Source organism: Mangrovicella endophytica (genome assembly GCF_002893625.1).
GTDB lineage: Bacteria > Pseudomonadota > Alphaproteobacteria > Rhizobiales > Rhizobiaceae > Mangrovicella > Mangrovicella endophytica.
In genome coordinates this window covers 61,428-87,291 of sequence record NZ_PKMZ01000007.1, presented here as the reverse complement: position 1 = coordinate 87,291, position 25,864 = coordinate 61,428, and the positions used below count along the sequence as shown (strand labels likewise).

Annotated in this window: 24 protein-coding genes; 9 read left to right on the top strand and 15 right to left on the bottom strand. The window is 65.6% G+C overall.

What is annotated here, in order from left to right:
• Window positions 1-6 precede the first annotated feature (6 nt).
• From C0R46_RS15230 to C0R46_RS15220, 3 genes are all read right to left on the bottom strand, one after another.
• Window positions 7-2,037 (bottom strand): ABC transporter permease, encoded by a 2,031-nt coding sequence (locus C0R46_RS15230; protein ID WP_102960517.1) that lies wholly within the window; start codon window positions 2,035-2,037, stop codon window positions 7-9.
• Window positions 2,034-3,563, bottom strand: coding sequence for a sugar ABC transporter ATP-binding protein (locus C0R46_RS15225; protein ID WP_198598355.1), 1,530 nt, complete (start codon window positions 3,561-3,563; stop codon window positions 2,034-2,036). Before C0R46_RS15225 ends, C0R46_RS15230 begins: the two co-directional genes overlap by 4 nt.
• A 70-nt stretch (window positions 3,564-3,633) precedes the next feature.
• A complete protein-coding gene (locus tag C0R46_RS15220) occupies window positions 3,634-4,740 on the bottom strand; it encodes a sugar ABC transporter substrate-binding protein (RefSeq protein WP_102960515.1) in 1,107 nt (368 codons plus the stop codon).
• 147 nt (window positions 4,741-4,887) lie between these two features.
• Here C0R46_RS15220 and C0R46_RS15215 point away from each other — a divergent pair, with 147 nt between their 5' ends.
• Window positions 4,888-5,943, top strand: coding sequence for an AraC family transcriptional regulator (locus tag C0R46_RS15215; RefSeq protein WP_102960514.1), 1,056 nt, complete (start codon window positions 4,888-4,890; stop codon window positions 5,941-5,943).
• A gap of 13 nt (window positions 5,944-5,956) precedes the next feature.
• On the opposite strand, the gene C0R46_RS15210 is transcribed toward C0R46_RS15215, so the two are convergent.
• Window positions 5,957-6,790, bottom strand: coding sequence for an IclR family transcriptional regulator (locus C0R46_RS15210; protein WP_102960513.1), 834 nt, complete (start codon window positions 6,788-6,790; stop codon window positions 5,957-5,959).
• A 309-nt stretch (window positions 6,791-7,099) separates the two neighbouring features.
• On the opposite strand from C0R46_RS15210, the gene C0R46_RS15205 reads away from it, so the two are divergent.
• The 7 genes from C0R46_RS15205 (at window position 7,100) to C0R46_RS15175 (ending at window position 14,249) form a co-directional block, all read left to right on the top strand.
• Entirely contained in the window at window positions 7,100-8,647 is a 1,548-nt protein-coding gene (locus tag C0R46_RS15205) for an aldehyde dehydrogenase family protein (protein WP_102960512.1), read from the top strand.
• Window positions 8,648-8,726: 79 nt separating this feature from the next.
• Window positions 8,727-10,025, top strand: coding sequence for an aspartate aminotransferase family protein (locus C0R46_RS15200; RefSeq protein WP_245413605.1), 1,299 nt, complete (start codon window positions 8,727-8,729; stop codon window positions 10,023-10,025).
• 62 nt (window positions 10,026-10,087) lie between these two features.
• Window positions 10,088-11,248 (top strand): NAD(P)/FAD-dependent oxidoreductase, encoded by a 1,161-nt coding sequence (locus tag C0R46_RS15195; protein WP_102960510.1) that lies wholly within the window; start codon window positions 10,088-10,090, stop codon window positions 11,246-11,248.
• A complete protein-coding gene (locus C0R46_RS15190) occupies window positions 11,245-12,096 on the top strand; it encodes an amino acid ABC transporter ATP-binding protein (RefSeq protein ID WP_102960509.1) in 852 nt (283 codons plus the stop codon). Before C0R46_RS15195 ends, C0R46_RS15190 begins: the two co-directional genes overlap by 4 nt.
• Entirely contained in the window at window positions 12,093-12,734 is a 642-nt protein-coding gene (locus C0R46_RS15185; RefSeq protein ID WP_102960508.1) for an amino acid ABC transporter permease, read from the top strand. The genes C0R46_RS15190 and C0R46_RS15185 overlap by 4 nt, the downstream gene beginning before the upstream one ends.
• The gene (locus C0R46_RS15180) at window positions 12,734-13,393 is read left to right on the top strand and encodes an amino acid ABC transporter permease (protein WP_102960507.1); all 660 of its coding nucleotides are present in this window, start codon (window positions 12,734-12,736) and stop codon (window positions 13,391-13,393) included. The genes C0R46_RS15185 and C0R46_RS15180 overlap by 1 nt, the downstream gene beginning before the upstream one ends.
• A 40-nt stretch (window positions 13,394-13,433) precedes the next feature.
• Complete coding sequence (locus C0R46_RS15175; RefSeq protein ID WP_102960506.1) at window positions 13,434-14,249, top strand: substrate-binding periplasmic protein; 816 nt, start codon at window positions 13,434-13,436, stop codon at window positions 14,247-14,249.
• A gap of 136 nt (window positions 14,250-14,385) precedes the next feature.
• On the opposite strand, the gene pcaF is transcribed toward C0R46_RS15175, so the two are convergent.
• From pcaF to C0R46_RS15160, 3 genes are read right to left on the bottom strand one after another with little or no spacing between them, the layout of a single operon-like run.
• On the bottom strand, window positions 14,386-15,588 hold the full coding sequence (pcaF, locus tag C0R46_RS15170) for a 3-oxoadipyl-CoA thiolase (RefSeq protein WP_102960505.1): 1,203 nt from the start codon (window positions 15,586-15,588) through the stop codon (window positions 14,386-14,388).
• Window positions 15,589-15,590: 2 nt separating this feature from the next.
• Complete coding sequence (locus tag C0R46_RS15165; protein ID WP_102960504.1) at window positions 15,591-16,262, bottom strand: 3-oxoacid CoA-transferase subunit B; 672 nt, start codon at window positions 16,260-16,262, stop codon at window positions 15,591-15,593.
• Window positions 16,259-16,993, bottom strand: a complete 735-nt coding sequence (locus C0R46_RS15160) for a 3-oxoacid CoA-transferase subunit A (protein WP_102960503.1) — start codon at window positions 16,991-16,993, stop codon at window positions 16,259-16,261. The genes C0R46_RS15165 and C0R46_RS15160 overlap by 4 nt, the downstream gene beginning before the upstream one ends.
• A 115-nt stretch (window positions 16,994-17,108) precedes the next feature.
• Here C0R46_RS15160 and C0R46_RS15155 point away from each other — a divergent pair, with 115 nt between their 5' ends.
• Window positions 17,109-17,870: an IclR family transcriptional regulator domain-containing protein gene (locus C0R46_RS15155; RefSeq protein WP_102960502.1), complete on the top strand. Its 762-nt coding sequence runs from the start codon at window positions 17,109-17,111 to the stop codon at window positions 17,868-17,870.
• Window positions 17,871-17,934: 64 nt separating this feature from the next.
• Here C0R46_RS15155 and C0R46_RS15150 read toward each other — a convergent pair whose 3' ends face one another.
• From C0R46_RS15150 to C0R46_RS15115, 8 genes are all read right to left on the bottom strand, one after another.
• Window positions 17,935-19,113, bottom strand: a complete 1,179-nt coding sequence (locus tag C0R46_RS15150) for a fumarylacetoacetate hydrolase family protein (RefSeq protein ID WP_102960501.1) — start codon at window positions 19,111-19,113, stop codon at window positions 17,935-17,937.
• Window positions 19,114-19,150: 37 nt separating this feature from the next.
• A complete protein-coding gene (locus C0R46_RS15145; RefSeq protein ID WP_102960500.1) occupies window positions 19,151-19,600 on the bottom strand; it encodes a MaoC family dehydratase in 450 nt (149 codons plus the stop codon).
• Window positions 19,597-20,793 carry a CaiB/BaiF CoA transferase family protein gene (locus tag C0R46_RS15140; protein WP_102960582.1) on the bottom strand — a complete coding sequence of 399 codons (1,197 nt, stop codon included), beginning with the start codon at window positions 20,791-20,793 and terminating at the stop codon, window positions 19,597-19,599. Before C0R46_RS15140 ends, C0R46_RS15145 begins: the two co-directional genes overlap by 4 nt.
• Before the next feature lie 86 nt (window positions 20,794-20,879).
• A complete protein-coding gene (locus tag C0R46_RS15135) occupies window positions 20,880-22,016 on the bottom strand; it encodes an acyl-CoA dehydrogenase family protein (RefSeq protein WP_198598354.1) in 1,137 nt (378 codons plus the stop codon).
• Window positions 22,017-22,084: 68 nt separating this feature from the next.
• Window positions 22,085-23,071 (bottom strand): TRAP transporter substrate-binding protein, encoded by a 987-nt coding sequence (locus C0R46_RS15130; protein ID WP_102960498.1) that lies wholly within the window; start codon window positions 23,069-23,071, stop codon window positions 22,085-22,087.
• Window positions 23,072-23,089: 18 nt separating this feature from the next.
• Entirely contained in the window at window positions 23,090-24,367 is a 1,278-nt protein-coding gene (locus C0R46_RS15125; protein ID WP_102960497.1) for a TRAP transporter large permease, read from the bottom strand.
• Window positions 24,368-24,371: 4 nt separating this feature from the next.
• Complete coding sequence (locus C0R46_RS15120) at window positions 24,372-24,914, bottom strand: TRAP transporter small permease (protein WP_157944657.1); 543 nt, start codon at window positions 24,912-24,914, stop codon at window positions 24,372-24,374.
• Window positions 24,911-25,813, bottom strand: a complete 903-nt coding sequence (locus C0R46_RS15115; RefSeq protein WP_102960495.1) for a dihydrodipicolinate synthase family protein — start codon at window positions 25,811-25,813, stop codon at window positions 24,911-24,913. Before C0R46_RS15115 ends, C0R46_RS15120 begins: the two co-directional genes overlap by 4 nt.
• Between the last annotated feature and the right edge of the window lie 51 nt (window positions 25,814-25,864).

The following is a 25,864-nucleotide window of genomic DNA, read 5'->3' as shown; positions in this document are numbered from 1 at the left end:
GAAAAATCACGTCTCGCGCAGTCCGATGACGGCGCCGAGGATGACGGCGCCGAAGATCACGTTGCGCACCGCGATCGGAACCAGCACGCCCTGCAGCGCCATCGACAGCGCCGTCATGAGCAGCGCGCCGCCGAACATGCCGAGAAAAGTGCCGCGCCCGCCGGTCATGGCCGTCCCGCCGATAACGACGACAGCGATGGAGGGCAGTAGATACGGCGTTCCCATGTCGATGAAGGCCTGCCCGCTGAACCCGGTCAGCATGATGCCGACGAGCGCCGCGCAGGCAGCGCTGAGCGCATAGGCCGCGATCTGGGTCCGGGCGACGGAGACGCCGGAGAAATAGGCCATCACCGGATTGCTGCCGACGGCATAGAGCCTTCGCGCAAAGGACGTTCGGGCCAGCAGCAGACTGGCCGCCAGGACGAAGATCAGCAGGATCGCGATCACGGGCGTAAGGCCCGCGATCTTTCCGGTCATCAGCCAGCTGATCCAGCCGGGAGCCGCGCCGCGCGGCGTGCCGCCCGTCGCGACCAGCGTCACGCCTTCGAGAATGCCGTTGACGGCGAGCGTCATGATGAGCGGATGCATGCCGATCACGCCGATGCCGAACCCGCTGAGGGCGCCGATCGCGGCGGCCACGACCACCACCGCGATCGGCGCGAACCCGCCCAGACCGCCGATCGTCCATTCGCCCAGCATGACGCCTGCAAAGGTGATCATCGCGGGAACGGAAAGGTCGAGCCCGCCGCCGATGACAACGCTGCCCTGGCCAAGCGCCAGAACAGCGAGGAAGGCCGTCAGCACGAACAGCGAATTGAAGTAGCTTGCACCCGACAGCCGGCCTTCGAAGAGCGTCAGCGTCGCGACCAGCACCACCAGAAGGCTGACATAGGCCGGCAGGCTGCTGCGCAAGGTCGCCCGATTGCGCTTCATCCAGCGCCGGACTGCGCTCGCCGGCAAGGTGTCGTCGGCACGCGGCAGGGGCAGATCGGCATACTGGCGGCGAAGACGAGGTCCGGCGGAATGGGCCCGGCGCCTGAGCCGGAGACGAAACCCCGCCGCGGCCTCGGTGATCCGCTGGCGCGAACCGGCGAGGACGGCGAGGATCAGGAGGCAGCCTTCAACCACGGTCGCGTAGAAGGTCGGGACGTTGAAGACCAGCAAAAGGTTCACGATGAGCATGAGCGTCAGCGCGCCGAACACCGCGCCGAGGCAGCCGCCGCGCCCGCCGGTAAACGGCGTTCCGCCCAGCACCACCGCGACAAAGACCGGCAGCAGCATCGGCGGGCCGACGGTCGGGTCACCCGATCCCGTCTGCGCGGTCAGGAACATGCCCGCCACGCCGTAGAGGGCCCCTGCGATCACATAGGCGCCGAGCCGGGTCGTATCGACGCGCACACCCCTGGCAAGCGCCGCTTCCTCGCTGCTGCCGATCGCATAGAGGCTGGTGCCGAACGGCGTCGCCTTCAACGCGAACCAGCCGAAGAGAACCACAGCGACGAGCACGGCCGGCATCGGGAGCACATTCGCGATCGCATCGGACAGGAAGAAGCTGGAAAAGCCTGCTGGCACCATTCCGCCAGGCTGATCGAGGATCATCAGGGTGATTCCCTCGACGATGAACATGCTCGCCAGGGTGACGATGATCGAAGGCAGCCGCAAAAGCGCGACGAAGATGCCGTTGAAGAGGCCGACGAGGGCTCCGGCGCCGATGCCGAGCAAGGCCCAGAGGACCATCGAGCCCGGACTGTCGTCCATGTTCACGGCGATCAGGCAATTCGTCAGTGAGATGACGGACCCGACCGAGAGGTCCAGCCCGCGTGAGATGACCACGATCGTCGCTCCGATCGCCGCAATGGCGAGGGTCGCCGTGCTCGCGAAGGTGCTGCTGACGTCATAGTAGCTGAAGCCGTCGGCAAGATTGGCCTGCAGGAGGACAAACACGGCCGCGAGTGTCGTGAAGGCGACCAGCAGGCCCTGATTGCGTGCCAGGGAACGGGCAAGATCGGGTGACGCGGTGGTGGTCGTGGCCGTCATGCGATGACCGCCTCGTCATAACGCGACGACGCGCCCATCATCAGCGCCCCGATGCCGTCCTCGGTCGCGTCCGCATGTGAGACGTTGCCCACGATCCGGCCCTCGTAGATCGTCAGAATCCGGTCGCAGAGCCCGATCAGCTCGGAGATCTCGGTGGAGTGGAAGAGGATGCCGCCGCCCGCTTCCGCAAAGCCGCGAAGCAGCGCGTAGATTTCATGCTTGGTGCCGATGTCGACGCCGCGCGTCGGGTCGAACACCAGGAGACAGCGACACTGCGTCATCAGCCATTTGGCGAGGACGATCTTTTGCTGGTTGCCGCCGCTGAATTCCGCCGGGGTCTGGTAGAGGGCGCGGGGATGCAGGCTGACGGACGCGAAGGCACGATCGACCGCGCGCCGTTCGCGTTCGGGGCGCAGCATCCCGAATGCGGCAAAATCGCTGACGATCGGCAGCGTCGCATTTTCGGTGCCCGAGCGGTTGAGCGCCAGCCCCTGGATTTTGCGGTCCTCCGGGACGAGCGCAATGCCGGCGGCGATCGCGTCGGCCGGCGCGCCCAGATGCGCTTCTTTGCCATCGACCAGGATCTTGCCGGCGCGCAGCCGTTCGGCTGCGAAGAGTGCGTTGAAGAGATCGAGCTGCCCCATTCCCTGAAGGCTGGCGACACCGACGATCTCGCCTCCGTTCAGCGTCATGGAGAGGCCGCGCATCTTGCGCCCGGCGGAAATGCTCACCGCTTCGAGGAGAGGCGTCGCGCTGGGATCGGCCTTCGGCGCAGGCCGCGGCGGGAAACTGACTTCGACGGAGCGCCCCATGATGTGGCGGAAGACCTCCTCGTCGGAGATCTCTCCCACCCGGAAGCTCCCGACATGGGTGCCATTGCGCAGGATGGACATCGCCGAGCACAGATCGTGCACCTCGCTCATGCGATGGGTCACCAGGATGATCGTCGTCCCCTCGGCCCTCAGGGTGGCGATGCGGCGCGCCAGCCAGTCGACGTCGGCGCGCGACAGGGCTGCCGTCGGTTCATCCAGAATGAGAAGGCGCGGGCGCCGCGCGATGGCCCTTGCAATCTCGACCTTTTGCCGTTGCGACAGGTTGAGTTCGCTGATCAGGGCACGCGGATCGATATCGGCGATCTCGAGATCGGCCTGCAACGCCCGAACGCGCTCGGCCGCGGCTCTCCGGTTCACGAACATGCCCAGCCGGAGCGGCAGGTCGGGCATCAGCAGATTGTCGGTGACGCTGAGGTCGGGGACCAGCGGAACTTCCTGAAAAGCCGTCTCGATGCCGGCGGCGCTCGAAGCCGCCCGTCCGGCGAGTTCGACACTTCGTCCGAACAGCGTGATCGAACCGCGGTCCGGCTTCACCAGACCGCTGAGGATCTTGACCAGCGTCGACTTGCCGGCGCCGTTCTCGCCGAGAAGCGCCTGGACCGAGCCCTCGGCAATGCACAGCGACGTGTCCGACAAGGCGACCGTGGGTCCGTAGGATTTGGACACGCCCGTGAGGCGAAGGGCATCCGACATGCTTGACTCGCGCAGATGAAGGATCGAGCGGCTGGCCATGCAGGCCGGCCGCCCGCTGGCGCTCCTCGGATTACTCGGGCTGACCCACGAGGGCGGCCTGGAAGCCGATTTCCGGCGTGTCGGGATTGGCGATGTTGGCAAACCAGCCGGACGGCACCAAGGCCGGATCGAACGTATTGCAGCCGGCTTTCAGCTCGTCGAACGTGCCCTCCTTGCACAATTTCGCCGTGCTCGATGTGACGGCCTCGAGCGGCATGAGGGTCGTCTTCGCGACCGTCTTCCCGGCCAGGACGTCGAGCGCCAGCTTGAGGGCCACGGCTCCCGCGCCCGGATGGCTTTCAAGCGAGATGCCAGGCGCACCCATCGGCGCATAGGTGCCCGAAGCGCCCTCGATCGATCCCTCCGGCAGCATCATGACACGCATGCCGTTGGTGCCCTCGGCGCCGCAGGGCACGAGATCCTTGTCGCCGGCCTCGACCTGAAGCGACCAGGACTGCACGCAGGCCGTGGCCCCCCACACGCCGTCGATCGAGTCCCAGTTGGTCGTCGCGAGAACCTCCGTCAGCGCCTTTCGGGCCACCGCCTGCGACCACATGCCATTCGGCTCAGCGACGATCTTGATGTCGGGATAGCGGGCAAAGACCTTGCGCGCGGCCGCGTTGCGGTCGGTGTCGACCGACGTTCCGGGAACGCCGGTCATGAAGATCAGATTGCCCTTGTGGCCCATCTGCTCGGCCACCCACTCGGCGCTCTGCGTGGCGAGCGCCACCTGGTCGGTGACGACGTTGTAGGCGCAGGGCTCGGTGACGGAGCTGTCATAGGCGAAGACAACGACGCCCTTGTTGCAAGCGTTCTTGATCGCCGGGTTCAGCGCGGTCGGCGAGATCGGATAGACGATGATCGCCTTGGCGCCGGCCTGGACCATGGCGTTGATCTGCTGGATCTGCTTCTGGGCGACGGGTCCGGCGACTTGGATCTGCAGATCCACCGTGTCCGGATGCGCGCGCGCCATCGCAGAGACCATATTCTGGGCCTCGGCCTGCCAGTCGTTGCCGACATAGCTCATGCTCAGGAATATCTTGTAGGGTTCCCCGTCGGCCGCCGATGCGGCACCGACGCCGAGCGGCGCCAGCAATGCTGCGCCCGCCACGAGACTGCGGATTGATCCCGCTCCCATCGTTTCTCTCCTCCCGAAAGACGCCTCCACACGTCTCCGCCAGCATGCTAGGCCTGGAGGTCATGAGAAGGTTCCAAGAGGACAAAGGGGGAGTTATTAGAGGACATTGCGGCGCGACCGGATCGCCCGTTAGATCGGGAGCACGTCATGTACGCCCCCTACAAACTCTATGCGTTGCTGAACTGCGCCAAGGGTTTTGGCCTGACGCCGGCGCAGGTGCTGCATCGGCTGCCCTTCTCGGAAGGAAGCCTGGAGCAAGAGAGCGCCGCCACATCGATCGAGCATTATCTGACCGCCTGCGAAAACGTCGTCCGCCTGTGCGATGATCCGGCGCTACCCCTGCAGGTCGGCCAATCCTTACATCTTTCGGCCTATGGCCTGTATGGCTTCGCACTGCTTTGCGGTCCGTCCGTTCGCGCGAGCTTCGAGTTCGCCGTACGCTATCACCGCCTCGCCACCCCATTGTTCGAGATCGCCTTCGACCTCGAGGACGACAAGTTCGTCTGGAAATTCCCCGACGAGCACCTGGTCCGGTACGAGCCGCGGGTCCACCGGTTCCTGCTCTTCCAGCAACTTGCGCAGCACGTCACGCATGTTCGCGACATCACCCGCTCGGATCGTAAGCCGATCAAGGTGGAAGTGGCGGTCCGAGCCGCAGGCCGCTCCGAGCTTCTGGAGCAGCTCTTCGAATGTCCGGTCGAGTTCTCGATGCCCGCGACAAGGCTCGTCTACGACATGTCGATCATCGACGAGCGGCCGCCGATGATGAACCCGATCAGCCACATCACGCTGCGCGAAAGCTGCGCGCGGATGCTGGAGGATCTGCGCACGCTCGAAGGGATCTCCGGCCGCGTCTTCCGGGTTGTCATGGAAACGCCAGTGCCGTTTCCGTCGATGGACGAGGTCGCCGCCAAGCTGTCGATGACCAGCCGGACCCTGCGCCGCAAACTCAGAGCCGAGCAGCGCACCTATTCGGCAATCCTCGACGAGGTGCGCAACACGCTGGCACGCAAATATCTCGAAGCAAGGACCTTCACGGTCGAGGACATCGCCAGTCTCTTGGGCTTTTCCGATGCCGCCAATTTCAGGAGCTCGTTCAAGCGCTGGAACGGCATGGGCCCGAGCGAATATCGAAACAGCGCCTCGGCAGCGCCGGCATCGCTGGCGGGAACTCAGGCCAGCAACCAGACTTCTGCCCGGTAACATCGCCTCCCAGCTACAGCTTCGACGCAGCCGACCCGGGTTCGTCCTGATCGGGGCTGAGAGGCCTCTCCTCGCTCGGCGTGCGCAGATCGACCAGCTTGCCCAACTGCCTGGCCGCTGATCGGAGCGCTTGGCAATGCGCGTCGAAGTTGTGGTCGATGATCTGACCATAGGGCCCCGTTAGACCGACCGCAAAGGCAACCGCGCCACGGGCCGTACGTACGGGAAATGCGATCGAGCCGAGTCCGGCCACATGCTCCGCCAGATCGGTGGCATAACCGCGCTCGCGCACGCTCGCGAGTTCCCGTTTCAGATCGACGACCTGCGTCTTCGTCTTGTCCGTGAAGCTCTGCAGCTCGCTGATCAGGAGCTTGTCGACCTCGCTGTCCGGGTGGAACGCCAGGATCGCCTTGGCCGATGCCGTGGCGTTAATCGGCATCGCCATGCCGGGCATCACATAGGTGCGCACAGGCGTGTCGGGTGCAACGCAGGTGACGGAGCGGACCTCCGTCCCGTCGAATTTGGAGATGAAGGCCGATTGGCCGGTCTCTTCGGCGAGATCCTGGAGCGGCCGCTGCGCCAGCGTCGCCAGCCACTCGCTGTCAGGCGACATCTGCAGGATCCGCAGCAGCCGGTTGCCAAGACGAAACGTGCGGTTGCGCACGCTGTCGGCATTGACCATGCCGCTGTCCAGCAAAACGTGAAGCAGTCGGTTGATGCTCGTGCGCGGCAGGTTCAACGCCGCTTCCAGCTCGGCGGCCGTCAGTCCGTCCGAGAAGGGAGCGATGGTCTCGAGAATCGAAATATACCGCTCGAGCGGGCTGTCCTTCGAAGTCACGTCATTCACCCGCTGGCTCGTCTGAAACGCGTCGCCGTCCGCCTCGCACCGCCAGACCTGTCTGCCGGCGCGTTATGCGCGCCGCGCAGAGACATTCCGATGGCTGACACATGATCTCTTTCACACTCGCTCGCTGATCGTCGAGCAGCCTTCGGCGACGGAAATGGTCAGAGCATCTCCATCCCATGCACAGCCCTTACCGACGAAGCAAGGAGATTAATACCGGAAATCGGACACGTAACCAATTTTCGGAACACCCGATTGACGAAGGCGGCGAAATCCTGATTATCGGACCAAGTCCCGATAAACGGATACAACATGTCTCAGCTCCCCCGCGTTACCTACTCGAACATCGGTGTCGACTTCTCTCCCGTCCACGCCCATCTGGACGAACGGCTGCCGCGCTTCGAGGCGGACATTCTTGGCCAGAGCTGGTCGAGCCCATTCGCGACCGGCCAGGCGGAGAGCATCGAGAGCCCGATTGCGGCTGGGCTGTCGCTGGGGCAGTTCCCCGTCTCGACACCCGCCGATGTGGACGAGGCCGTTGCTGCGGCACGTCGGGGGGCGAAGACGTGGAACGTGTCCTCGCTGGAGGAACGGCTCGCCTTTGCCCAGCGCTGGAGGGAGGTGCTTGCAGAGCGCAAGTACGAGCTCGGACTCGCTGCGCTTTACGAGATCGGCAAGTCACGCATGGAGGCGATCGGCGAGGCGGAGGAATGCCTCGACATGGTCGAATATTATGCCTCCGAGCTGAAGGCCAACAACGGCTACACGCGGCCGATGAACGAGCTGGTGGCCAACGAGACGGCCCGCAGCGTCATGAAGCCCTACGGCGTCTTCGCCGTGATCGCACCCTTCAATTTCCCGCTCGCCCTGTCGATCGGCATGGTGTCGGGCGCGCTCCTGACCGGCAATGCGGTGGTCTACAAGCCCTCGCCCGCCTGCGCACTGACCGGCCTGCTCATCGCCGAGACGCTTGAGGAGGCAGGGCTGCCCGCCGGCGTCTTCAACATCGTTCTCGGCGGCGGCGACGTTGGAGAGCGCCTTACCCGGCACGAGGGCGTCGATGGCGTCGCCTTCACCGGCTCGCACAAGACCGGGATGAGCATCTTCCGCCACATGGCGACGCTGCCGCACATGAAGCCGGTGATTGCCGAGATGGGCGGCAAGAATCCTGCCTATGTCACGCGCAACGCTGATCTCGATCGCGCGGCGCAGGGCGTCGGCCGCTCCGCCTTCGGGCTCCAGGGGCAGAAGTGCTCCGCCTGCTCCGTCGTCTATGTCGACAACGCGGTCAAGGACGCCTTCGTCGAGAAGCTGCTGGCCTTCTCGTCCAGCCTCGTTGTGGGGGATCCGCGCAAGGCCGAAACCTTCATGGGACCCGTCTACGGCCAGGCGACCGTTGCGCGCTACGAGGCCGCCGTCTCCGACGCCAGGCGCGACGGCAAGGTGCTGACCGGAGGCGACACGCTCGGGCAGGGCTTCGACAACAACTACGTCCTGCCGACGGTGGTGGAGCTCGATGCGCCGGGACGGCTGACGCGCGAGGAGCTGTTCATGCCCTTCGTGGTGGTCCGCGGCGTCGATGGTCTGGAGGCGGCCATCGCCGAAGGCAACGACGTTCCCTACGGCCTGTCCGCCGGCATCTTCACGCAAGACCAAGCGGAACTGCAGTACTTCCTCGACCATGCGCAGGCGGGCGTTCTCTACGCCAACCGGGCCAGTGGCGCGACCACCGGCGCCTGGCCGGGCGCCCAGCCCTTCTGCGGCTGGAAGGGCACCGGCGTCAGCGGCAAGGGCGGCCTCGGCCCCTGGTTCCTGCCCCAATATCTGCGCGAGCAGAGCCACACGATCATGACGAAGTGAGCAATCGGCCAACCGCCTGACGCTCCATTCATCCCGTTCTCACCGGGTCTGCGACACCATGCATCATTATCCAGACGCCATGCCTGCATCCCGGCAGCTCTTCGAGCGGGCCCGGAAGGTCATGCCCGGCGGCAACACCCGCACGACGGTCTTCATCGATCCGTTTCCGATCTACGCCGAGCGCGGCGACGGCTGCCGGATGTGGGACGTGGACGGCAACGTCTTCTTCGACTGCATCAACAACTTCACGGCGATGATCCACGGCTACAATCATCCCGCCGTGACGGCGGCGGTGATCGAGCAGCTGCCGGACGGGACCGCCTTCGGCGCACCCACCTTAAGCGAGATCGAACTGGCCGAGCTTCTGGTCGAGCGGCTGCCGTCGGTGGAGCAGATACGCTTTGCCAATTCCGGCACCGAAGGCGTCATGATGGCCATCAAGGCTGCCCGGGCATTCACTGGCCGGCCCAAGATCGTGAAGATCGAAGGCGCCTATCACGGCTCCTACGATTTCGCCGAAGTGAGCCTCGACAGCTCGCCCGCCAACTGGGGCGACCTGCCGAACTCGACCGCCTATGCCCGCGGAACGCCGGACGGCGTGCTGGCCGACGTCGCCGTGGTGCCCTTCAACGACATCGAGGCTCTGCGCGCGGTCTTCGGCGCACAGGGCGAGACGATCGCCGCCGTACTGATTGACCCGATGCCGAACCGCGCTGGCCTCATCCCGGCGCGCAAGGATTATCTCGAGGCGATGCTCTCGATCGCCCACGCCGCCGGCGCCCTGGTGATCTTCGACGAGGTCATCTCCTTCCGCCTGGGCTATTCCGGCGCGCAAGGCCTGTGGGATGTCCGGCCGGATCTGACGGCCCTCGGCAAGATCATCGGCGGCGGCTTTCCCGTCGGCGCGGTCGGCGGGCGGGCCGACGTCATGGCGGTGTTCGACCCCACACGCGGCAAGCCGGCGCTGCCCCATGGCGGCACCTTCACCGCCAATCCGGTGACGATGCGCGCCGGGCTCGCGGCCATGCGCGCGCTGACGCCGGAGAGCTTTGTCCATCTTGACCGGCTGGGAGCCCTCATCCGCGAAGGCACGGAGGCGGCGCTGCGCAAGCACGGCCTGCCCGGCTCCTGCGTCGGTCTCGGCTCGCTCTTCAAGATCCACTTCACCAGCCATCCCGTCACTGACTACCGCTCGGTTTATCCGGGCGCGGGCGAACGGCGGAAGCTGGACGTCCTTCACAAGGGGCTGCTCGACCGCGGTGTCCTGTCGGCGAGCTACGGCCTGTTCGCCCTCTCGACGCCCATGACGGAAGGCGACGCCCACGAAATCCTGACGGCGATCGATGACACGCTCGGCGAGGTCGCCGTGCAGTCCTGACGGACCGCCTCGGCAGATCCCACCGCACGCGCCGCAACACGACAGCAGGCAAGAAGACGACAATGGCAGCTCAACCACACGTGGTCATCATCGGTGCCGGAACCCTCGGCATCTGCTCGGCGGCGGCGCTGACAGCTGAGGGCGCGACGGTCACCGTCCTCGACGCCCAGTCCATTGCCTCGGGCTCCAGCGGCCGTTCCGTCGGTGTCGTCGGCAGCCAACTGACCGACCCGTTCGAGATCCTGCTGCGAGTCCACTCGCTGCGGCTCCTGCGCCAGTGGGAGGCGCTCGGCCTCGGCTTCAACCATATCGGCTATCTGCGCCTCGCCAGAACTGCCGAGCAGATGGAGCTCTTCGCCCGGTCGGTGCGCATCCAGGAGGAGGCCGGCCTGCGCTCGCGCGTCTACGGCGCGAGCGAGTTGCAGCAGCTGGTTCCGCATATGAGCACCGACGGTCTGGAGGGCGGCCTGTTCGGCCCCGATGACGGCTTCCTCGACCCGCACGAGATGTGCACCTTCCTGGCCGAGCGCGTCCGCGCCGCGGGCGGCACGGTGCACCAGTTCCGCCGCCTCCTGGATGTGGCGCGGCGCGATGGCGGCTATGTCCTGCAGACGGACAAGGGCGCGATCGAGTGCGACGTCGTGATCAACGCGGCCGGCGCCTGGGCGCCCGCCATAGCGCGAATGTTCGGACAGACGCTGCATGTGCGGCCCGAGCGGCACGAAGCCATGCTCATCCATCTCGACGAGCCGCTTGGCTACACCATGCCGATGGTGATGGACCTGGTGAATGGCGAGGGCACCGGGCTGAACTTCCGCCACGAGTCCAGGACAGAGCTGATCACGGAGATCCACAAGGTCGACTCGCTCGCACCGGAGGATCCCGACGCCTACAACGACCAGTGCGAAGAAGCCTCCAAGGTAATGCTGGCCGAGCTCCTGCTCGAGCGCGTGCCGGAGCTTCCGGGTGCCCGGCTCGGGCGCGGCTGGGCTGGTCTCTACCCCGTGACGGCCGATCACCGGCCATTCGTCGGCCCTATCGACCCGTCCGAGCCAACCCTCGTCACCGCAGCGGGTGCCGGCGGCTACGGCATCCAGCTCGCCCCGGTGATCGGGATGCTGGCGGCCGACTGGGTGCTGAAGGGCGCTCCGGTGTCCATTCCTGGAGCCGAGATCCTTGCGCCGACGCCGGACCGCAACATCGCTTCCGGTGGTCACGCATGACAAAGCCGGGTCACAGCCTGACGGACGAAGGCCAGCCCTCTCCCGCTACCGCAGGAGCCCTGGCACCACAGGGGTCGCAGCGCGCTGCGGCGGAGGCCGACACCATCGTCCGCATCAAGGACATCAATGTCCGCTACGGCCGCTACCATGCCGTCAAGGACGCTTGCCTCGACATCCGCCGCGGCGAGGTCGTCGCCATTGTCGGGCCGAGCGGCGCGGGCAAGAGCACGCTCCTGCGCGCCATCAACATGCTGGAGCAGCCCTCGTCCGGCACGCTGCAGGTCGGCGACTTCACCTTCTCCGTCGATCACCGTCTCACCGCGCAGGATCTCCTGAAGCTGCGCCGCTCGACCGGCATGGTCTTCCAGTCCTTCAACCTGTTCCCGCACATGACGGTGGAGCGCAACATCTCGCTGCCGCAGATGCGGGTGCTCGGCCGCTCCCGCAAGGACGCCGACGCCCGCACCGCACAGCTGCTGGAGCGCGTCCACCTCGCCGACAAGGCGCAGTCCTATCCGGCACGGCTCTCCGGCGGCCAGCAGCAGCGCATCGCGATCGCCCGTGCCCTCGCCCTCGATCCGAAGGTGATGCTGTTCGACGAGCCGACCTCCGCGCTCGACCCCGAGCTCGGCCTGGAAGTGCTGGCGGTCATGCGTGAACTCGCCGAGGACGGTATGACGATGATCATCGTCACCCACGAGATCGCCTTCGCTGCCGATGTCGCCGACCGCGTCATCGTCATGGCCGACGGCGCCATCATCGAGGAGGGCACGCCGGAGGCGGTGATCCGCAATCCGTCTTCGCCAAGGACGCAGCGCTTCTTCCGCGCCGTCGTGGATCGCCGATGATCGAGCTCGGCCTGTCCTTGCTCAGAGGAGTTCCGGCGACGCTCATCGTCACCGGCGGGGCCTTTCTGCTCGGCGCCTTAGCGGGCGTGCCGCTCGTGCTGATGCGGCGCTCGCATCTGCGCCTCCTCCAGTATCCGGCTCGGTTCTACATCGCCGTGGTGCGCGGCATTCCGCCGATCGTCTGGCTCTTCGTGATCTTCTTCGGCCTCGGCAGCGGGATTCTCGTGCTCACCTCGCTGCAGGCGGCGGTTATTGCCATGGGCCTGGTCTCGGCCGCCTATCTCGCCGAGATCTACCGCGGTGGCTTCCTGGCACTTCCGGGCGGACAGGGAGAAGCCGCCAAGGCGCTCGGCATGTCGCGCCTCGACTCCCTTCGCTACATCCTCGCGCCGCAGGTTCTGCGTGTCTCGGTCCCGGCCATGGCGACCTTCCTGGTCAGCCTGCTGAAGGACACCACGGTGGCCTCCACCATCGGGGTGCGCGACGTCATGATGTATGCCTCGCAGAAGGCGCAGTCCGGTGGCGGCAGCTTCACGCCCTTCATCCTGGCGGCACTCCTTTACATCCTTCTCACCATTCCCGTCGCGGTGCTCTCCCGGCGGATGGACGAGCGGCTGCGGACACGGAGCCAGGCGTGATGTCCGAGACGCTTTCCAACTGGATCGACTGGCTGCCGCAGCTCGTCCAGGGCCTTCTCGTCAGCCTGCAATTGACTGGCCTTGCGCTTCTCATCGGCCTGCCGCTGGGGCTGCTCCTGGCGCTGCTCTCCGCCAGCAAGACGACCTGGCTGCGGCGCGCGGCGATCGTGGCCGTGGAGATCGGCCGCGGCGCACCGGCCCTGGTGGTGCTGCAGATGGTCTATTACGGCCTGCCCGCGAGCGGGCTGACCGTCTCGGCCTTCGCCTCCGGAGCGATCGCGCTTGGCCTGACCACCGGCGCCTATACCAGCGAAATCCTGCGTGCCGGCCTGAACGCGGTGCCCAAGCGGGAGGTCGAGGCCGGCTTCGCGCTGGGCATGACCTATCCCGACATCATGCGCTTCGTGGTCATACCGCAGGGTATCCTGTTCGCGGTGCCCGCGCTGATGGGCTTTGCCATCCTGATCTTCCAGGCGACGGCGCTGACCTTCACCATCGCCATTCCCGAACTTCTGGCGCGTGCCTATCGCGTCGGAGCCGCAACCTACCTCTACCTCGATGTGCTGATCCTGGCGGGCCTTCTGTATCTCGCCGTCACCATCCCGTTCGGATGGCTGGTCTCGTACACCGAACGTAGGATGAGCAGCCACCTCGGCTGATCAGCAGCAACAACCCGTCCACACGACAAAGGAGGACAGCATGAAGCAGTGGTCGCAAGGAGTGGCAGGGCTGGCGGTCGTGATCGGCCTCGGCGTGGGGACCGCGGCGGCGCAGGATTGCACGCCGAAGCACCAGTTCGAGACCGTCGAGTCCGGCAAGCTTACGGTGGCGCTGACCAACACCGCCCCTTATTCGCTGGAGAAGGACGGGGCGATCGCCGGCATCGACGGCGAGCTGGTGCAGCAGTTCGCCAAGGAGAACTGCCTGGAGACGACCTACGAGATCTTCACCTATCCGGGCGCCGTCTCGGCGGTGCAGACGCGCCGCGCCGACATCGCGCTCGGCGGCTTCTACCGGACGGCGGCGCGCGAGAAGGTCGTGGCGCTCTCCACCCCCGTCTATCTCGACCAGCTGTCGGTGGCGTCCGCCGAGGGTCTCGACACGGTCGACGCCATCATGGGCAAGAAGGTCGGCACGGTCGAGGGCTACCTCTGGGTGTCTGACATGGAAAAGCTCTTCGAGGGTTCGCAGACCTATCCGTCTTCGCTGAACCTCGCGCAGGATCTCCAAGCCAAGCGCATCGACGTGGCACTGGACGGCTTCGGCTCGGCGGTGGTCCAGAACGAGGGCAAGGATTTCAAGGTGAAGGTCCTGAAGCAGGATCCCCGCATCAGCGCCACGCTCAACCCCTCGCAGACCTCGTTCCTGCTCGACAAGTCCAACACGGCCTTCGTGGATGCGGTGAATGCGTCGATCGAGACCTATCGCAAGGACGGCGCGATTGCCGAGGCGCTGAAGAAGTACGGCCTTGATCCCTCGGCCGCCGAAGTCGGCGAAAGCCGGGTCATCCAGTAAGGTCGGGCGGCCCGCCGCTCACCCATTCGGCTTCGGCCCGGGCCATTTCCCGGGCCGGACCCTCGCTCTAAGATCGGTACTGCGATCACAGAAGCGTCTCGTCGGGGCCCTCTTCGGCGAGCCGACGAACCGTTACTCAGACGCGTTCGACCGCGACGGCAATACCCTGCCCGACGCCGATGCACATGGTGGCGAGCGCCCGACGCTTGCCCGTCAGCGTGAGCTCCAACGCGGCCGTACCGGTGATCCGCGCCCCCGACATGCCGAGCGGGTGGCCGAGCGCGATCGCCCCGCCATTCGGGTTCACGCGGCCATCGTCGTCGGCAATGCCGAGGTCGCGGAGCGTCGCCAGCCCTTGGCTGGCAAAGGCCTCGTTCAGCTCGATCACGTCAAACTCCGTTTGCTGAAGACCCAGCCGCTCCATCAGCTTTCTGGACGCCGGCGCCGGGCCGAAGCCCATGATACGCGGCGGCACCCCGGCCGTCGCGCCGCCGAGAATGCGGACGAGCGGCGTCAGGCCGTGCTGGCGCGCCGCAGCTTCGCTTGCCACGATGAGCGCCGCCGCGCCGTCATTGACGCCGGAGGCATTGCCAGCCGTCACCGTGCCGCCTTTCCGGAACGGTGTCGGCAGCTTCGCCAGCGCCTCCATCGTCGTCGCACGCGGATGCTCGTCGCGATCGACGATCTTAGGTTCGCCCTTGCGCTGCGGAATGGTGACGGAGACGATCTCGCGGGCGAGCCGGCCATTATCCTGCGCAGCCGCCGCCCTGTTCTGCGAGCGGATCGCAAAGGCGTCCTGATCCTCGCGTGACACGCTGAAATCCTCGGCGACGTTTTCGCCGGTCTCCGGCATGGAATCGACGCCATATTGCGCCTTCATCAGCGGGTTGACGAAGCGCCAGCCGATCGTGGTGTCGTGTATCTCGGCGTTGCGCGAGAAGGCCGTCTCCGCCTTCGGCATGACGAAGGGCGCGCGGCTCATCGATTCCACCCCGCCGGCAACCATCAGTTCGGCCTCGCCTGCCTTGATCGCGCGGGCGGCGGTGATGACGGCATCCATACCGGAGCCGCAGAGCCGGTTGATCGTCGTGCCCGTCACCGTTTCCGGCAGACCCGCGAGCAGGAGGCTCATACGGGCGACATTGCGATTGTCCTCGCCCGCCTGGTTGGCGCAGCCGAAGATGACGTCGTCGACGGCGCCCCAGTCGACGGACGCGTGCTGATCCATCAGCGCCCGCAGCGGCACGGCGCCGAGGTCGTCCGCCCGCACGGCGGACAAGGCGCCGCCGAAGCGGCCGATCGGCGTGCGGACATAGCCGCAGATAAAGGCGTCACGCATGATCAAAGCTCCGGCACAATGAGGTCGGTGATGGTTTCGGGCAGGACCAGTTCAGCGCCGGTCATCGTCTGCAGTTCGCTCACTGAAAGCGACGGCAGCTTCTCGCGCAGCACGAAGCGGCCCTTCTCGACATCGATCACCGCCAGACTGGTGTAGACGCGGGTGACGCAGCCAACCCCCGTCAGCGGCAGCGAGCAGCGTTTCACCAGCTTCGGCTTGCCATCCTTGGTCACGTGCTCGGTGATCACGGCGACGCGCTTGGCGCCATGCACGAGGTCCATCGCGCCGCCGACTGCCGGCACGCCCTTCGGCCCCGTCGACCAGTTGGCGAGATCGCCGGTCTCGGCGACTTCGTAGGCGCCGAGGATCGCGACATCGAGGTGGCCGCCGCGAACCATGGCAAAGGAGTCCGCGTGGTGGAAGAAGGCCGTGCCGGGCTTCACCGTCACCGCCTTCTTGCCGGCGTTGATGAGATCCCAGTCTTCCTCGCCGGCCGGCGGCGCCTCGCCGAAGCCGAGAATGCCGTTTTCGGTGTGGAAGATCGCCTCCCGGCCCGGCGGCTGGAAGCGCGCCACCATCTCGGGAAAGCCGATGCCGAGATTTACATAGGCGCCGTCCGCGATGTCCTGCGCCGCCCGCCAGGCGATCTGCGTCGAAGTGAGCCTGTCGGTCATGCCGCGATCTCCGGATAACGGGCGCCGGCGCGGTTCAGCTCTTCTTCCTGTGCAGGGGCCGCGACCTCGACGAGCCCCTGCACGAAGATGCCGGGCGTGACGACGCTCTCGGGATCGATCGCGCCTGGCTCGACGATGGCCGACACCTGCACGATCGTCTTGGCTGCGGCCATCGCCATCAACGGATTGAAGTTGCGGGCGGCCTTGTTGAAGACGAGATTGCCGAGACGATCGCCCTTCAGCGCCTTGATCAGCGCAAAGTCCGCCTTCAGCCAGCGCTCGCGGACGTAAGGGCGCCCATCGAACTCCTCCACCGGCTTGCCCTTGGCGAGATCGGTGCCATAGCTCGTCGGCGTGTAGAAGGCGGGAATGCCGGCGCCGCCGGCGCGGATGCGCTCGGCGAGCGTTCCCTGCGGCACCAGTTCCAGCTCGATCTCGCCGGCAAGGAATTTCTCAGTGAAGACGCGCGGATCGGCCGAGCGCGGGAAGGAGCAGACGAGCTTCTTCACCATGCCCTGCTCGATCAGCGCGGCGAGCCCGACATGACCGTTACCGGCATTGTTGTTGACGACCGTCAGGGCGCGCGGATGACCTGTCGCGAGGAAGCGATCGATGAGGGCGTGAACCAGCTCGATGGGCGCGCCGGAGCCGCCGAAACCGCCGATCATCACGACCGCACCATCCGGGATCTCCGCGACCGCCTGCGCGACCGTTGGGAGGGTCTTGTCCATTCCATGCTCCGCCGCTGACCTGATGACAGGAGCATGGATAGGTTCGCCAGACACTTCCGGTAAATGCTGGTTGTGCGATATAAGTCCTTTGTTCGATTATCGCACGGATCGTTCCATGACATTCGCAGCGCGGGATCTGATGGGCAGCCTCGCCAAAGGTCTCGCCGTGATCGAGACCTTTACGGCGGATCGGCCGAGCCAATCCATCACCGAGGTCGCGACTGCAGCCCAGCTGGATCGTGCGACGGCGCGGCGCTGCCTTCTGACGCTCGTCCAGGAGGGATACGCGACCTATGACGGGAAGTTCTTCACGCTGACGCCGCGCGTGCTGCGCCTTGGCACCGCCTGCCTGGCGACCATGCCGCTGCCGCAGCTCGTCCAGCCGATGCTGGACCGCTTGTCGGAAACCACCGGGCAGAGCTCGTCGGTGTCGATCCTCGATGGTGCCGACATCGTCTATGTCGCGCGCGCGGCGCAGAAGAAGGTGATGTCGATCGCTTTGATGCCGGGTTCGCGGCTGCCGGCCTATTGCACCTCGATGGGGCGGGCGATGCTCGCGGCCCTACCGGAGGATGAGGCGATCGGCCTGCTCGGCCGCGATCCGCTTCCCGCCCGCACACCGAAGACGATCACCGCGCCGGATGCCATCCTGGCCGAGCTCGCCGCGGTGCGGCAACAAGGCTACGCCATCATCGACCAGGAGGTGGAGATGGGCCTGCGGTCCATCGCCGTGCCGCTGCACTCCGCGCGCCGCCGCGTCGTGGCCGCGCTCAACACGGGTGTCGCAGCGGTGCAGGCCGAACCGCAGGATCTCGTGTCGCTTTATCTTCCCGAACTGCTCCGCGTTCAGGAGGAGCTGCGCAGCGTCCTGCGGTGAGGGCCGCTCGCAGCGCCGACGGGGCTTATGGGGCGCCTTGAAGGGCGACCCCAATGCGATCGAGCTACCCGATCAAGCCACGCGTCGCGAGGTTGCCCATCAGGTCACGCAGGCCGAACGTCCACGGCTCCACTTCGTTCGTCGGAGCCACCCGATTGACCAGAGCGCCGAGTTCCGGCGCTGAGATCGTCACGACGTCGCCCCTCTTGTGCGTGAAGCCTTTGCCGTCTTCGCCTCGGTCCTTGGTGGGGGCGAACATCGTCCCAAGGAAGAGGACGAGGCCGTCGGGGTAGGCGTGATGCGCGTTGATCGCCTGCGCCACCAGATCCTCCGGGTCGCGGCTGATCTGCTGGAGAGACGAGAAGCCTGAGAGTTGAAACGCGTCCCCGCCCCGCACGTCCAGGGACACGTCGAGCCGGCGCACGCTGTCGATGGTGAAGCGCTCGTCGAACAGCCTGACGAACGGCCCGATCGCGCATGACCCGTTATTGTCCTTCGCCTTGCTGAGGAGCAGTGCGGATCGCCCCTCCACATCTCGCAGGTTGACGTCGTTGCCGAGCGTCGCACCGACAACTGAGCCCTTCGACGACACGACGAGCACCACTTCCGGCTCGGGATTGTTCCATGACGATGCCGGATGAATGCCGACCTCTGCACCGGTGCCGACGGCCGAGAGCGGCTGAGCCTTGGTGAAGATCTCGGCGTCGGGTCCGATGCCGACTTCGAGATACTGGCTCCAAGCGCCCGCCTCGATCAACGCCTGCTTCAGCCTTTCGGCCTCCGGCGAGCCCGGACGCAGATTCGAGATACGCTCGCCGACGGCGGCGACGATGCGCTCTCGCACCCCTGCTGCAGCATCGGCATCGCCGCGCACGCGCTCTTCGATCACCCGCTCCAGCATGGAGGCGACGAAGGTGACACCCGCAGCTTTGATCGCCTGCAGATCGATCGGCGCCAGGACGTGGGGCCGCTTCGGATCGCGAGCGCAGGGCTGCGAGTTGGTGAGCAGTTCAGCGATATCGCCGACGTCCTCGCCGACGCACCCGAAAGCCGCGGCGGCCGGTGCGTCACATTCGCAGAGGTCGCGCATGGTCGGGAAGGTCGCCGTGATATCGATCACGCGCTCCTTCTCGATCCGCACCACGGACGGACCGCCGACATCGGGGCGGAAGACCCGTCCGACGAGGGCCGCTGATCCCGATCGAGCAAGTTCGATCGTCTGAGCATGATCGTGCTCGGTCATGATACAGGCCTTTCAGGCTTATCGGACGGATATCCCGTCAGGCTGCAGCCTCGATCCGCGGTACCCACTTCATGATGTGCTCGCCGACGGTGACGACCTCGCCGTGCTGGTTGGTCACCTCGATCCTGGCGCGCGTGCGCATCCGCTCCTCGTCGACTTCGGCGACCGTGTAGACGACCGTGACGGTGTCGCCGAGGAAGACCGGCTTCAGCATGCGGATGCGGTCGTAGCCGAGCGAGACCGGAGTGGTCTCAAGTCCCCTCTCGAGGCACCGCTCGATCAGCCGCGTCGATGTCGTGGACATGAAGCCGATGATGAGCGCGCCGTGCGCGATGCGGCGACCGAACTTGGAGGTCTTCATGAACTCCTCGTCCACGTGGTTGCCGCCGAGATCGCCGGTGATGCCGGCGAAGAGGTAGACGTCGCTTTCCGACACTGTCTTGGAGAAGCTCGTCTGCTCGGAGACTTCTGCGTAGATGCGCTTCATCGGTCATGGTCCTCGTCTTCGGCAGGCAGGACGATTGCGCCTGCCTCAGCCAGCCTGGCGAGCTCGTCGCTCGCAAACCCAAGTTCGGTCAGGATTTCGCGCCCATGCTCGCCGACATCCGGAGGCAAGCGCCGCAAGGCGGGAACATGGCCGTCATAGCGCAGCGGGTGATTGACGATTATCGCCTCGGCTCCGCCGACCGGGATCGTCTGGAAGACGCCGGAATGGACCACCTGCGGATCATGCAGAAGATCGTCGTAATCGGCGACGCGCTCATACCAGACGCCGTGTGGCTCGAACTTCCGCTCAACGTCAGCGAAGCTGAGTTCGGACAGGATCTCTGCCAAGACCGTCGCGATCCGGTCACGTTCCGCATAGGGATCGAGATCAGCCACTGCGGCGAGACGGTCATCCTGGAGCGCATCGGCCATGCGGCGCATCGGATTGAGCGAGATCGCGACCGATGCATCGGTGAGCGCGTAGACGCCATACGGTGCCTCGTGGAACCACGTGCCGAGATGCGGATCACGATCGAAGCGCTCGCGCGTCCGTTTGCCGGAATAATAGAGGGTCAGCGACTCCGTCTGGAGGTCGATGCCGGCACTGAACAGGCTGCCTTCGATACGGGTGCCCTCTCCCGTCGTCAGCTTGCCGGCATAGGCAGCCGCAATGCCCATGGCGAGGAGCGCCGCGCCATGCTGGTCGACAGCAGCGCATCCAACGACCGTGGGCGTGGCACCGCTCGCCGCGACGAGGCCCGACCGCGCCTGGATCAGGAGGTCCTGCCCCGGCCTTTCGCGAAGCGGACCATCGGCGCCGTAGCCTGAAGCCGAGGCGTAGATGATGTCGGGCTTGATCGCCCGGATGGCATCATAGCCGAGGCCGAGACGATCCATGACGCCGGGACGGTAGTTCTCCAGGACGACATCCGCACTGGCGATCAGGCGCGTCAGCACCTTGCGGCTGTCCGGATGTTTCAGATCGATCGCCACACTCCGCTTGTTGCGGTTGGCTGACAGAAAGAAGGCGCTGACCTCGCCGACAAAGGTCGACGCGCCCGACCAATGGCGCTCGAACGCGCCGCGGGACGGCTCGATCTTGATGACGTCGGCCCCCATGTCGGCAAGGTATTGCGCCGCGGCGGGACCCTGCAGGTAATGGCAGAAGCTCAGCACGCGCATGCCTTGGAGCATGGCCGGCGCCGCAGCGTCGGATTTGGCAGTTGCAGTCAATGTGAATTGTCCTTGTATTCGAAGCTCATGCAGCCCGCGCCCGCTCGTCAGGCCGCCAGCAGCTGCCTGGCGATGACGATCCGCTGGATCTGGCTCGTGCCTTCCCAGATCTTGTAGACGCGCACGTCACGCTGCAGCCGCTCGACCGTCGTCTCGGTGGAGTATCCGGCTGCGCCATGGATCTGCAGGGCGTCATCGACGACCCGCTGCGCCATCTCGGACGCGAAGAGCTTGGCCTCGGACACGATGCGGACGACGTCCACTCCGGCGTCCCGCGCAGCCGCCGCACGGCGCGTCATCAACCGTCCGGCTTCGATGCCGACAGACATGTCCGCCAGCATGAACTGGATCGCCTGGAGATTGGCGATAGGACCGCCGAAGGCATGCCGCTGCCTGGCGAAGGCGAGAGCCTGTTCGTAAGCCGCCTGGGCAATGCCAACGGATTGAGCCGCCATGCCGATACGGCCGGAATTGAGCGATGTCAGCGATCGCCGCATGCCGGCGCCGGGCTCGGCGAGCCTGTGATCGTTCGGAACGAAGACGTCCTCAAAGACGAGTTCGCCCGTCGCCAGCCCACGCACGCCCATGATCTTGTTCTTGGCACCGCGCCGAAAGCCCTCGGCGTGAGCATCCGCCAGGAAAAGGCCAATGCCTTTGCGGCCGAGTGAGCGGTCGACCGTCGCGACGACGACGGCGATGTCGCAGATGCCGGCAAAGGTGATGAACTGCTTGGTGCCATTCAGCCGATAGCCGCCGTCGACCGGCGTCGCCGTCGTCTTGATGGCGGCGACGTCCGAACCGGTATCGGCCTCGGTCTGCGCTATGGCGCAGATGATGTCACCGCGGCCCATGCCGGGCAGGTATTTCTGCCGTACCGCGTCTCGGGCTTCGCTCAAGATGATGTCGCACATCAGCTTGTTGACCATGTGCGCATCGGCGACAGCCGCGGAGGCACGCGCCAGCTCTTCCAGGACGATCGTCCAGGCCAGCGTGTCGGCTTCCGATCCGCCATAGGCGGCCGGCAGGGTCATGGAGAGAAGTCCGAGCTCACCCATCTGCCGGTAGATTTCGAAGGGAAAGGCGTCTTCTTCATCGATCGCAGCCGCGCGGGGCATCACGACATCCTCCGCGAAGCTGCGGGTGGTATCGCGGATCAGGCGATTTTCTTCGTCGAGGTCGAACATGATCATCATCATCCAAGGATTGGAGGGACCGGGCCGGTGCCTGAAAACCGGCCCGGGCCTTGAGGTGCCTACTTGCCCGCTGCCCCTGCGGCCGCCTGGATGCGGTCCAGATTGGCCTGCCCGTTGGGGATGTTGGCGAGCAGCTGCGGCCAGAGCGCCTTGGCCTTCTCCTGGAAGGCGGCGAGATCAGGCTCATTGACGGCGATGCCCTGGGTCTTCATCGTCACCAGCGCGTCGGCACGCGTCTTCTTGTAGGTGTCGATCGATGCCTGAACCGCCTGCTGGGCAGCGTCCTTGACGAGCGCCTGCTGTTCGGGCGTGAGGCCGTCGAAGATCGGCTTTGACATCACCAGCAGCGACGGCATGTGGTGGATCTTGGTGATGCTGAAGTTCTTGATCACCTCGACGAACTTGTCCTGCACCGCCTGCTCGGGCGATGTCTCCAGCCCGTCGACGACGCCGTTCTGGAGCGCCACGAAGACCTCGCTATAGGCCATCGGAGTGGCCTGGGCGCCGAGCGCGTCATAGGTCTGGATGAAGCCGGGACCCTGCAGGACCCGGATCTTCATACCGCGCATGTCCTCGACCGTGTTGATCGCCCGGCTGCCGCCCACGCTGCGTTCGAAGACGGAGAAGAAGTTCAGGCCGACGAGACCGGCATCGGACAGCTTGTCGAGAAAGGAGCGGCCGACTTCGCCCTGCAGAACGGCATTGGCCTGATCGACCGTGTCGAACAGGTAGGGCAGCGAGAACACCGAAAATTCGGGCAAGGTGTTCTCCAGCGGCGGCGCCGCCGTGATGAAGGCACCGATCGCACCCGTGCGGGCGGACTGGATCATCTTCACCTCGCCGCCGAGCTGGCTCTGCGGGAAGATGGAGACGGTGATCTCGCCCTTGCTGCCGGCCTCCACCACCTCTTTGAACTTCTGCGCTGCTGCGTTGTAGTGGCTGTCCGGCGCCAGCGTATGGCCCAGATTGATCTCCAGGGCTTGAGCCCCGGCAGGGAGTGCCGCCGCCAGCATGGCGGCCAGGGCCAGGCGTCCAAAAGTCTTCATGCCAGTTTCCTCCGGTTGTTATCTGACGAGTGCGAGCGAGAGGGCGGGCACGTAGGCGACGATCAGGATGTCGACGATCAGGACGCCGAGGAACAGCAGCAGCGGTCTGATGATCTGATCGAGCCGGATGCCGGCGACTTCGCATACGATGAAGAGGTTCACGCCGACCGGCGGGGTCACCATGCCGACGGCGAGGTTGACCACCATCACCATGCCGAAATGGATCGGATCGATGCCGTAGGACGTCGCGATCGGCCCGAGGATCGGAGCGAGGATGATGATCGCCGCCAGCGTCTCCATGAACATGCCGGTGATGAACAGAAGCACGTTGACGATCAGCAGGAAGACCAGCGGCGAAGACGTCAGCGAACCGATCCAGGCGCCGATCTGCTGCGGGATCTGACTGATCGTCAGGAAGAAGCCGAGCGCCGACGCGAAGGCGACGATCAAGAGGATGCCCGCGGACACGAGCGCCGCCTGCACGAAGACCGTTCCCAGGTAGCGCCAGCGCAGCTGACGGTAGACGAACAGGCTGACGACCAGACCGTAGGCAACCGCCACCACCGCCGCCTCGGTGGGCGTGAACGCGCCGGAATAGATGCCGCCGAGGATGATGATCGGCATCATCAGCGCGAGGATTGCCTCCCAGGCGGCGACCGCGACCCCACGTGCCCAATCCGACAGCGACAGACGCGTGACGTTGTCGAAACCCCTGACATAGGCCGTGACGATCGAAGTCGCGATCAGTGAGCCGCCGATGAGGATGCCCGGCAAGATGCCTGCGATGAACAGCGTCGCGATCGACTGGTTCATGACGAGGCCGTAGATGATGATCGGCAGCGACGGCGGAATGATCACGCCGAGCTCGCCGGAGGCGGCAACCATGGCGGCCGCATAGTTGCGCGGGTAGCCCTTGGCGACCATGGCGGGGATGGTCGTGGAACCGACCGCCGCCGTCGTTGCGGACGATGAGCCGGAGATCGTGGCGAAGAACATCGAGGTGAGCACTGCAGCACCGCCGAGCCCGCCCTTTAGCCAGCCGATCAGGGCGTTGGCGAGGTTGACGAGGCGCTGCGAGATGCCGCCCGCCTGCATGATGCTGCCGGCGAGGATGTAGAACGGCACGGCCATCAGCGAGAAGCTGTCGAGGCTCTCGAACACCGTCTGAATGGCTGAGATCGCCGGAATGCCGCGAGCCGCCAATCCGGCGAAGGACAGAACGCCGATGGCGATGCCCACCGGGACGGTGCAGGCGAGAAGAACGAGCAAGCCGATGATGATCTGGGCGATAAGCATCGCTCTACTCCATCATTTCGGCATTGGCCTGCAGCGCGGAGCGTTGGCCGGTCAGCACCTCGGCAGCGAAGACGAAGAGATTGAAGACCGACAGGATCGCTCCGACAGGCAGGGCGAGATAAACCCAGTTCATCGGCATGCGCATCACGGGCGATCGCTCGATGCCGCTCATCTCCAGCCAGTCGAATCCGAGCGCGGCGACGACACCGAAGAAGCCGATGCAGACGACGACCGAGAACAGCTTGAGAGCGGTTCCGACGCGCGGAGGAAATGCAAAGGCGAGCATCTCGACGGCGATGAGGCGATAGCTGCGGCAGAGGACGGCCACGCCGAGGAAAACAGCCCAGATCAACAGGTAACGTGCTACCTCTTCCGTCCAGGGAGCAGACAGGTAGAGCCCGAGCAGAGGGAGCAGGAACCGGACTGCAACCTGACAAAGGACGGCGGCCGTCGCGATGGCGAGGAGGAGCCCGACGATCCAGCCGAGAACGATCGTTACCAGGTCGGCGATTTGGGTGATTGGCCGGACGATGCCGCCGCCGGTCACTGGGCCTTCTCCGCGGCCAGCCGAGCGATGGCGGTCTCGACGATCTCCACCACACGGCTGCGCTCTTCGCCTTCCAGCGGCAGGCGGGGCGGACGGCACCATTCCGGTGCGCCATTGGCGAGATGATCGGCTAGCTTGATGTATTGAACGAGCTTGACGTGCGTATCGAGATGAAAGGCCGGCGTCAGAAGCCGATAGAGCGGCCTTGCCCGGTCAAGCTCGCCGGACCGGCAGCTGTTGAAGAGCTCGACGCACTCACGAGGCCAGGCATTCGTCATGCCGGACACCCAACCCGTTGCACCGAGAGCAACGCTCTCCAGAACCTGGTCGTCGACGCCGCAGAAGACCCTGAAGCGATCGCCGAGCGCGTTGAAGAGATCGGTCACGCGGCGCACGTCGCCGCTTTCCTCTTTGATGCAGACGATCTCCGGCACATCGGCCAGCTGCCCCAGTATCTCCGGCGTGACGTCGACGCCGTAGGAGATGGGATTGTTGTAGATCATGATCGGAAGGCCGCCGGCACTCGCCAGGGCGCGATACCACGCCACCGTCTCCCGCCCGTCCGTGCGGTAGCCGAGGCTGGGGAATGCCATGAACCCTTCGGCGCCCCATGACCGCATCTTACGCGCCGTCGATGCGGCCTCCTCGGTGGTAACGGCTGCAAGACCCGACAGCATCGGAACCCGACCGGCGACGACCTCGCCGGCCGCGCGAAGCACCTGCTCGCGCTCACCCTCACTCAAGGACGCATTCTCGCCGAGCATCGGCAGCATGACGACGCCGTTGACCCCGGCCGAGATCAGTCGCTCGACAGAGGCCTGCGTGGACTCCACATCAACGGCGCCGTCGCGCGTCATCTTGGTTGTGACAGCGGGGAAGACCCCGGCCCAATCGATCATGCGTCCCTCCCAAGACTTGATCGCTACTGCAGAGTCTGCCGAGACTCGTGC

Bases quoted from the DNA above. Each gene is read 5' to 3' on its own strand.
- C0R46_RS15230 (WP_102960517.1), bottom strand. From the start codon at position 2,037: ATGACGGCCACGACCACCACCGCGTCACCCGATCTTGCCCGTTCCCTG.
- C0R46_RS15225 (WP_198598355.1), bottom strand. From the start codon at position 3,563: ATGTCGGATGCCCTTCGCCTCACGGGCGTGTCCAAATCCTACGGACCC.
- C0R46_RS15220 (WP_102960515.1), bottom strand. From the start codon at position 4,740: ATGGGAGCGGGATCAATCCGCAGTCTCGTGGCGGGCGCAGCATTGCTG.
- C0R46_RS15215 (WP_102960514.1), top strand. From the start codon at position 4,888: ATGTACGCCCCCTACAAACTCTATGCGTTGCTGAACTGCGCCAAGGGT.
- C0R46_RS15205 (WP_102960512.1), top strand. From the start codon at position 7,100: ATGTCTCAGCTCCCCCGCGTTACCTACTCGAACATCGGTGTCGACTTC.
- C0R46_RS15200 (WP_245413605.1), top strand. From the start codon at position 8,727: ATGCCTGCATCCCGGCAGCTCTTCGAGCGGGCCCGGAAGGTCATGCCC.
- C0R46_RS15195 (WP_102960510.1), top strand. From the start codon at position 10,088: ATGGCAGCTCAACCACACGTGGTCATCATCGGTGCCGGAACCCTCGGC.
- C0R46_RS15190 (WP_102960509.1), top strand. From the start codon at position 11,245: ATGACAAAGCCGGGTCACAGCCTGACGGACGAAGGCCAGCCCTCTCCC.
- C0R46_RS15185 (WP_102960508.1), top strand. From the start codon at position 12,093: ATGATCGAGCTCGGCCTGTCCTTGCTCAGAGGAGTTCCGGCGACGCTC.
- C0R46_RS15180 (WP_102960507.1), top strand. From the start codon at position 12,734: ATGTCCGAGACGCTTTCCAACTGGATCGACTGGCTGCCGCAGCTCGTC.
- C0R46_RS15175 (WP_102960506.1), top strand. From the start codon at position 13,434: ATGAAGCAGTGGTCGCAAGGAGTGGCAGGGCTGGCGGTCGTGATCGGC.
- pcaF (WP_102960505.1), bottom strand. From the start codon at position 15,588: ATGCGTGACGCCTTTATCTGCGGCTATGTCCGCACGCCGATCGGCCGC.
- C0R46_RS15165 (WP_102960504.1), bottom strand. From the start codon at position 16,262: ATGACCGACAGGCTCACTTCGACGCAGATCGCCTGGCGGGCGGCGCAG.
- C0R46_RS15160 (WP_102960503.1), bottom strand. From the start codon at position 16,993: ATGGACAAGACCCTCCCAACGGTCGCGCAGGCGGTCGCGGAGATCCCG.
- C0R46_RS15155 (WP_102960502.1), top strand. From the start codon at position 17,109: ATGACATTCGCAGCGCGGGATCTGATGGGCAGCCTCGCCAAAGGTCTC.
- C0R46_RS15150 (WP_102960501.1), bottom strand. From the start codon at position 19,113: ATGACCGAGCACGATCATGCTCAGACGATCGAACTTGCTCGATCGGGA.
- C0R46_RS15145 (WP_102960500.1), bottom strand. From the start codon at position 19,600: ATGAAGCGCATCTACGCAGAAGTCTCCGAGCAGACGAGCTTCTCCAAG.
- C0R46_RS15140 (WP_102960582.1), bottom strand. From the start codon at position 20,793: ATGCTCCAAGGCATGCGCGTGCTGAGCTTCTGCCATTACCTGCAGGGT.
- C0R46_RS15135 (WP_198598354.1), bottom strand. From the start codon at position 22,016: ATGTTCGACCTCGACGAAGAAAATCGCCTGATCCGCGATACCACCCGC.
- C0R46_RS15130 (WP_102960498.1), bottom strand. From the start codon at position 23,071: ATGAAGACTTTTGGACGCCTGGCCCTGGCCGCCATGCTGGCGGCGGCA.
- C0R46_RS15125 (WP_102960497.1), bottom strand. From the start codon at position 24,367: ATGCTTATCGCCCAGATCATCATCGGCTTGCTCGTTCTTCTCGCCTGC.
- C0R46_RS15115 (WP_102960495.1), bottom strand. From the start codon at position 25,813: ATGATCGATTGGGCCGGGGTCTTCCCCGCTGTCACAACCAAGATGACG.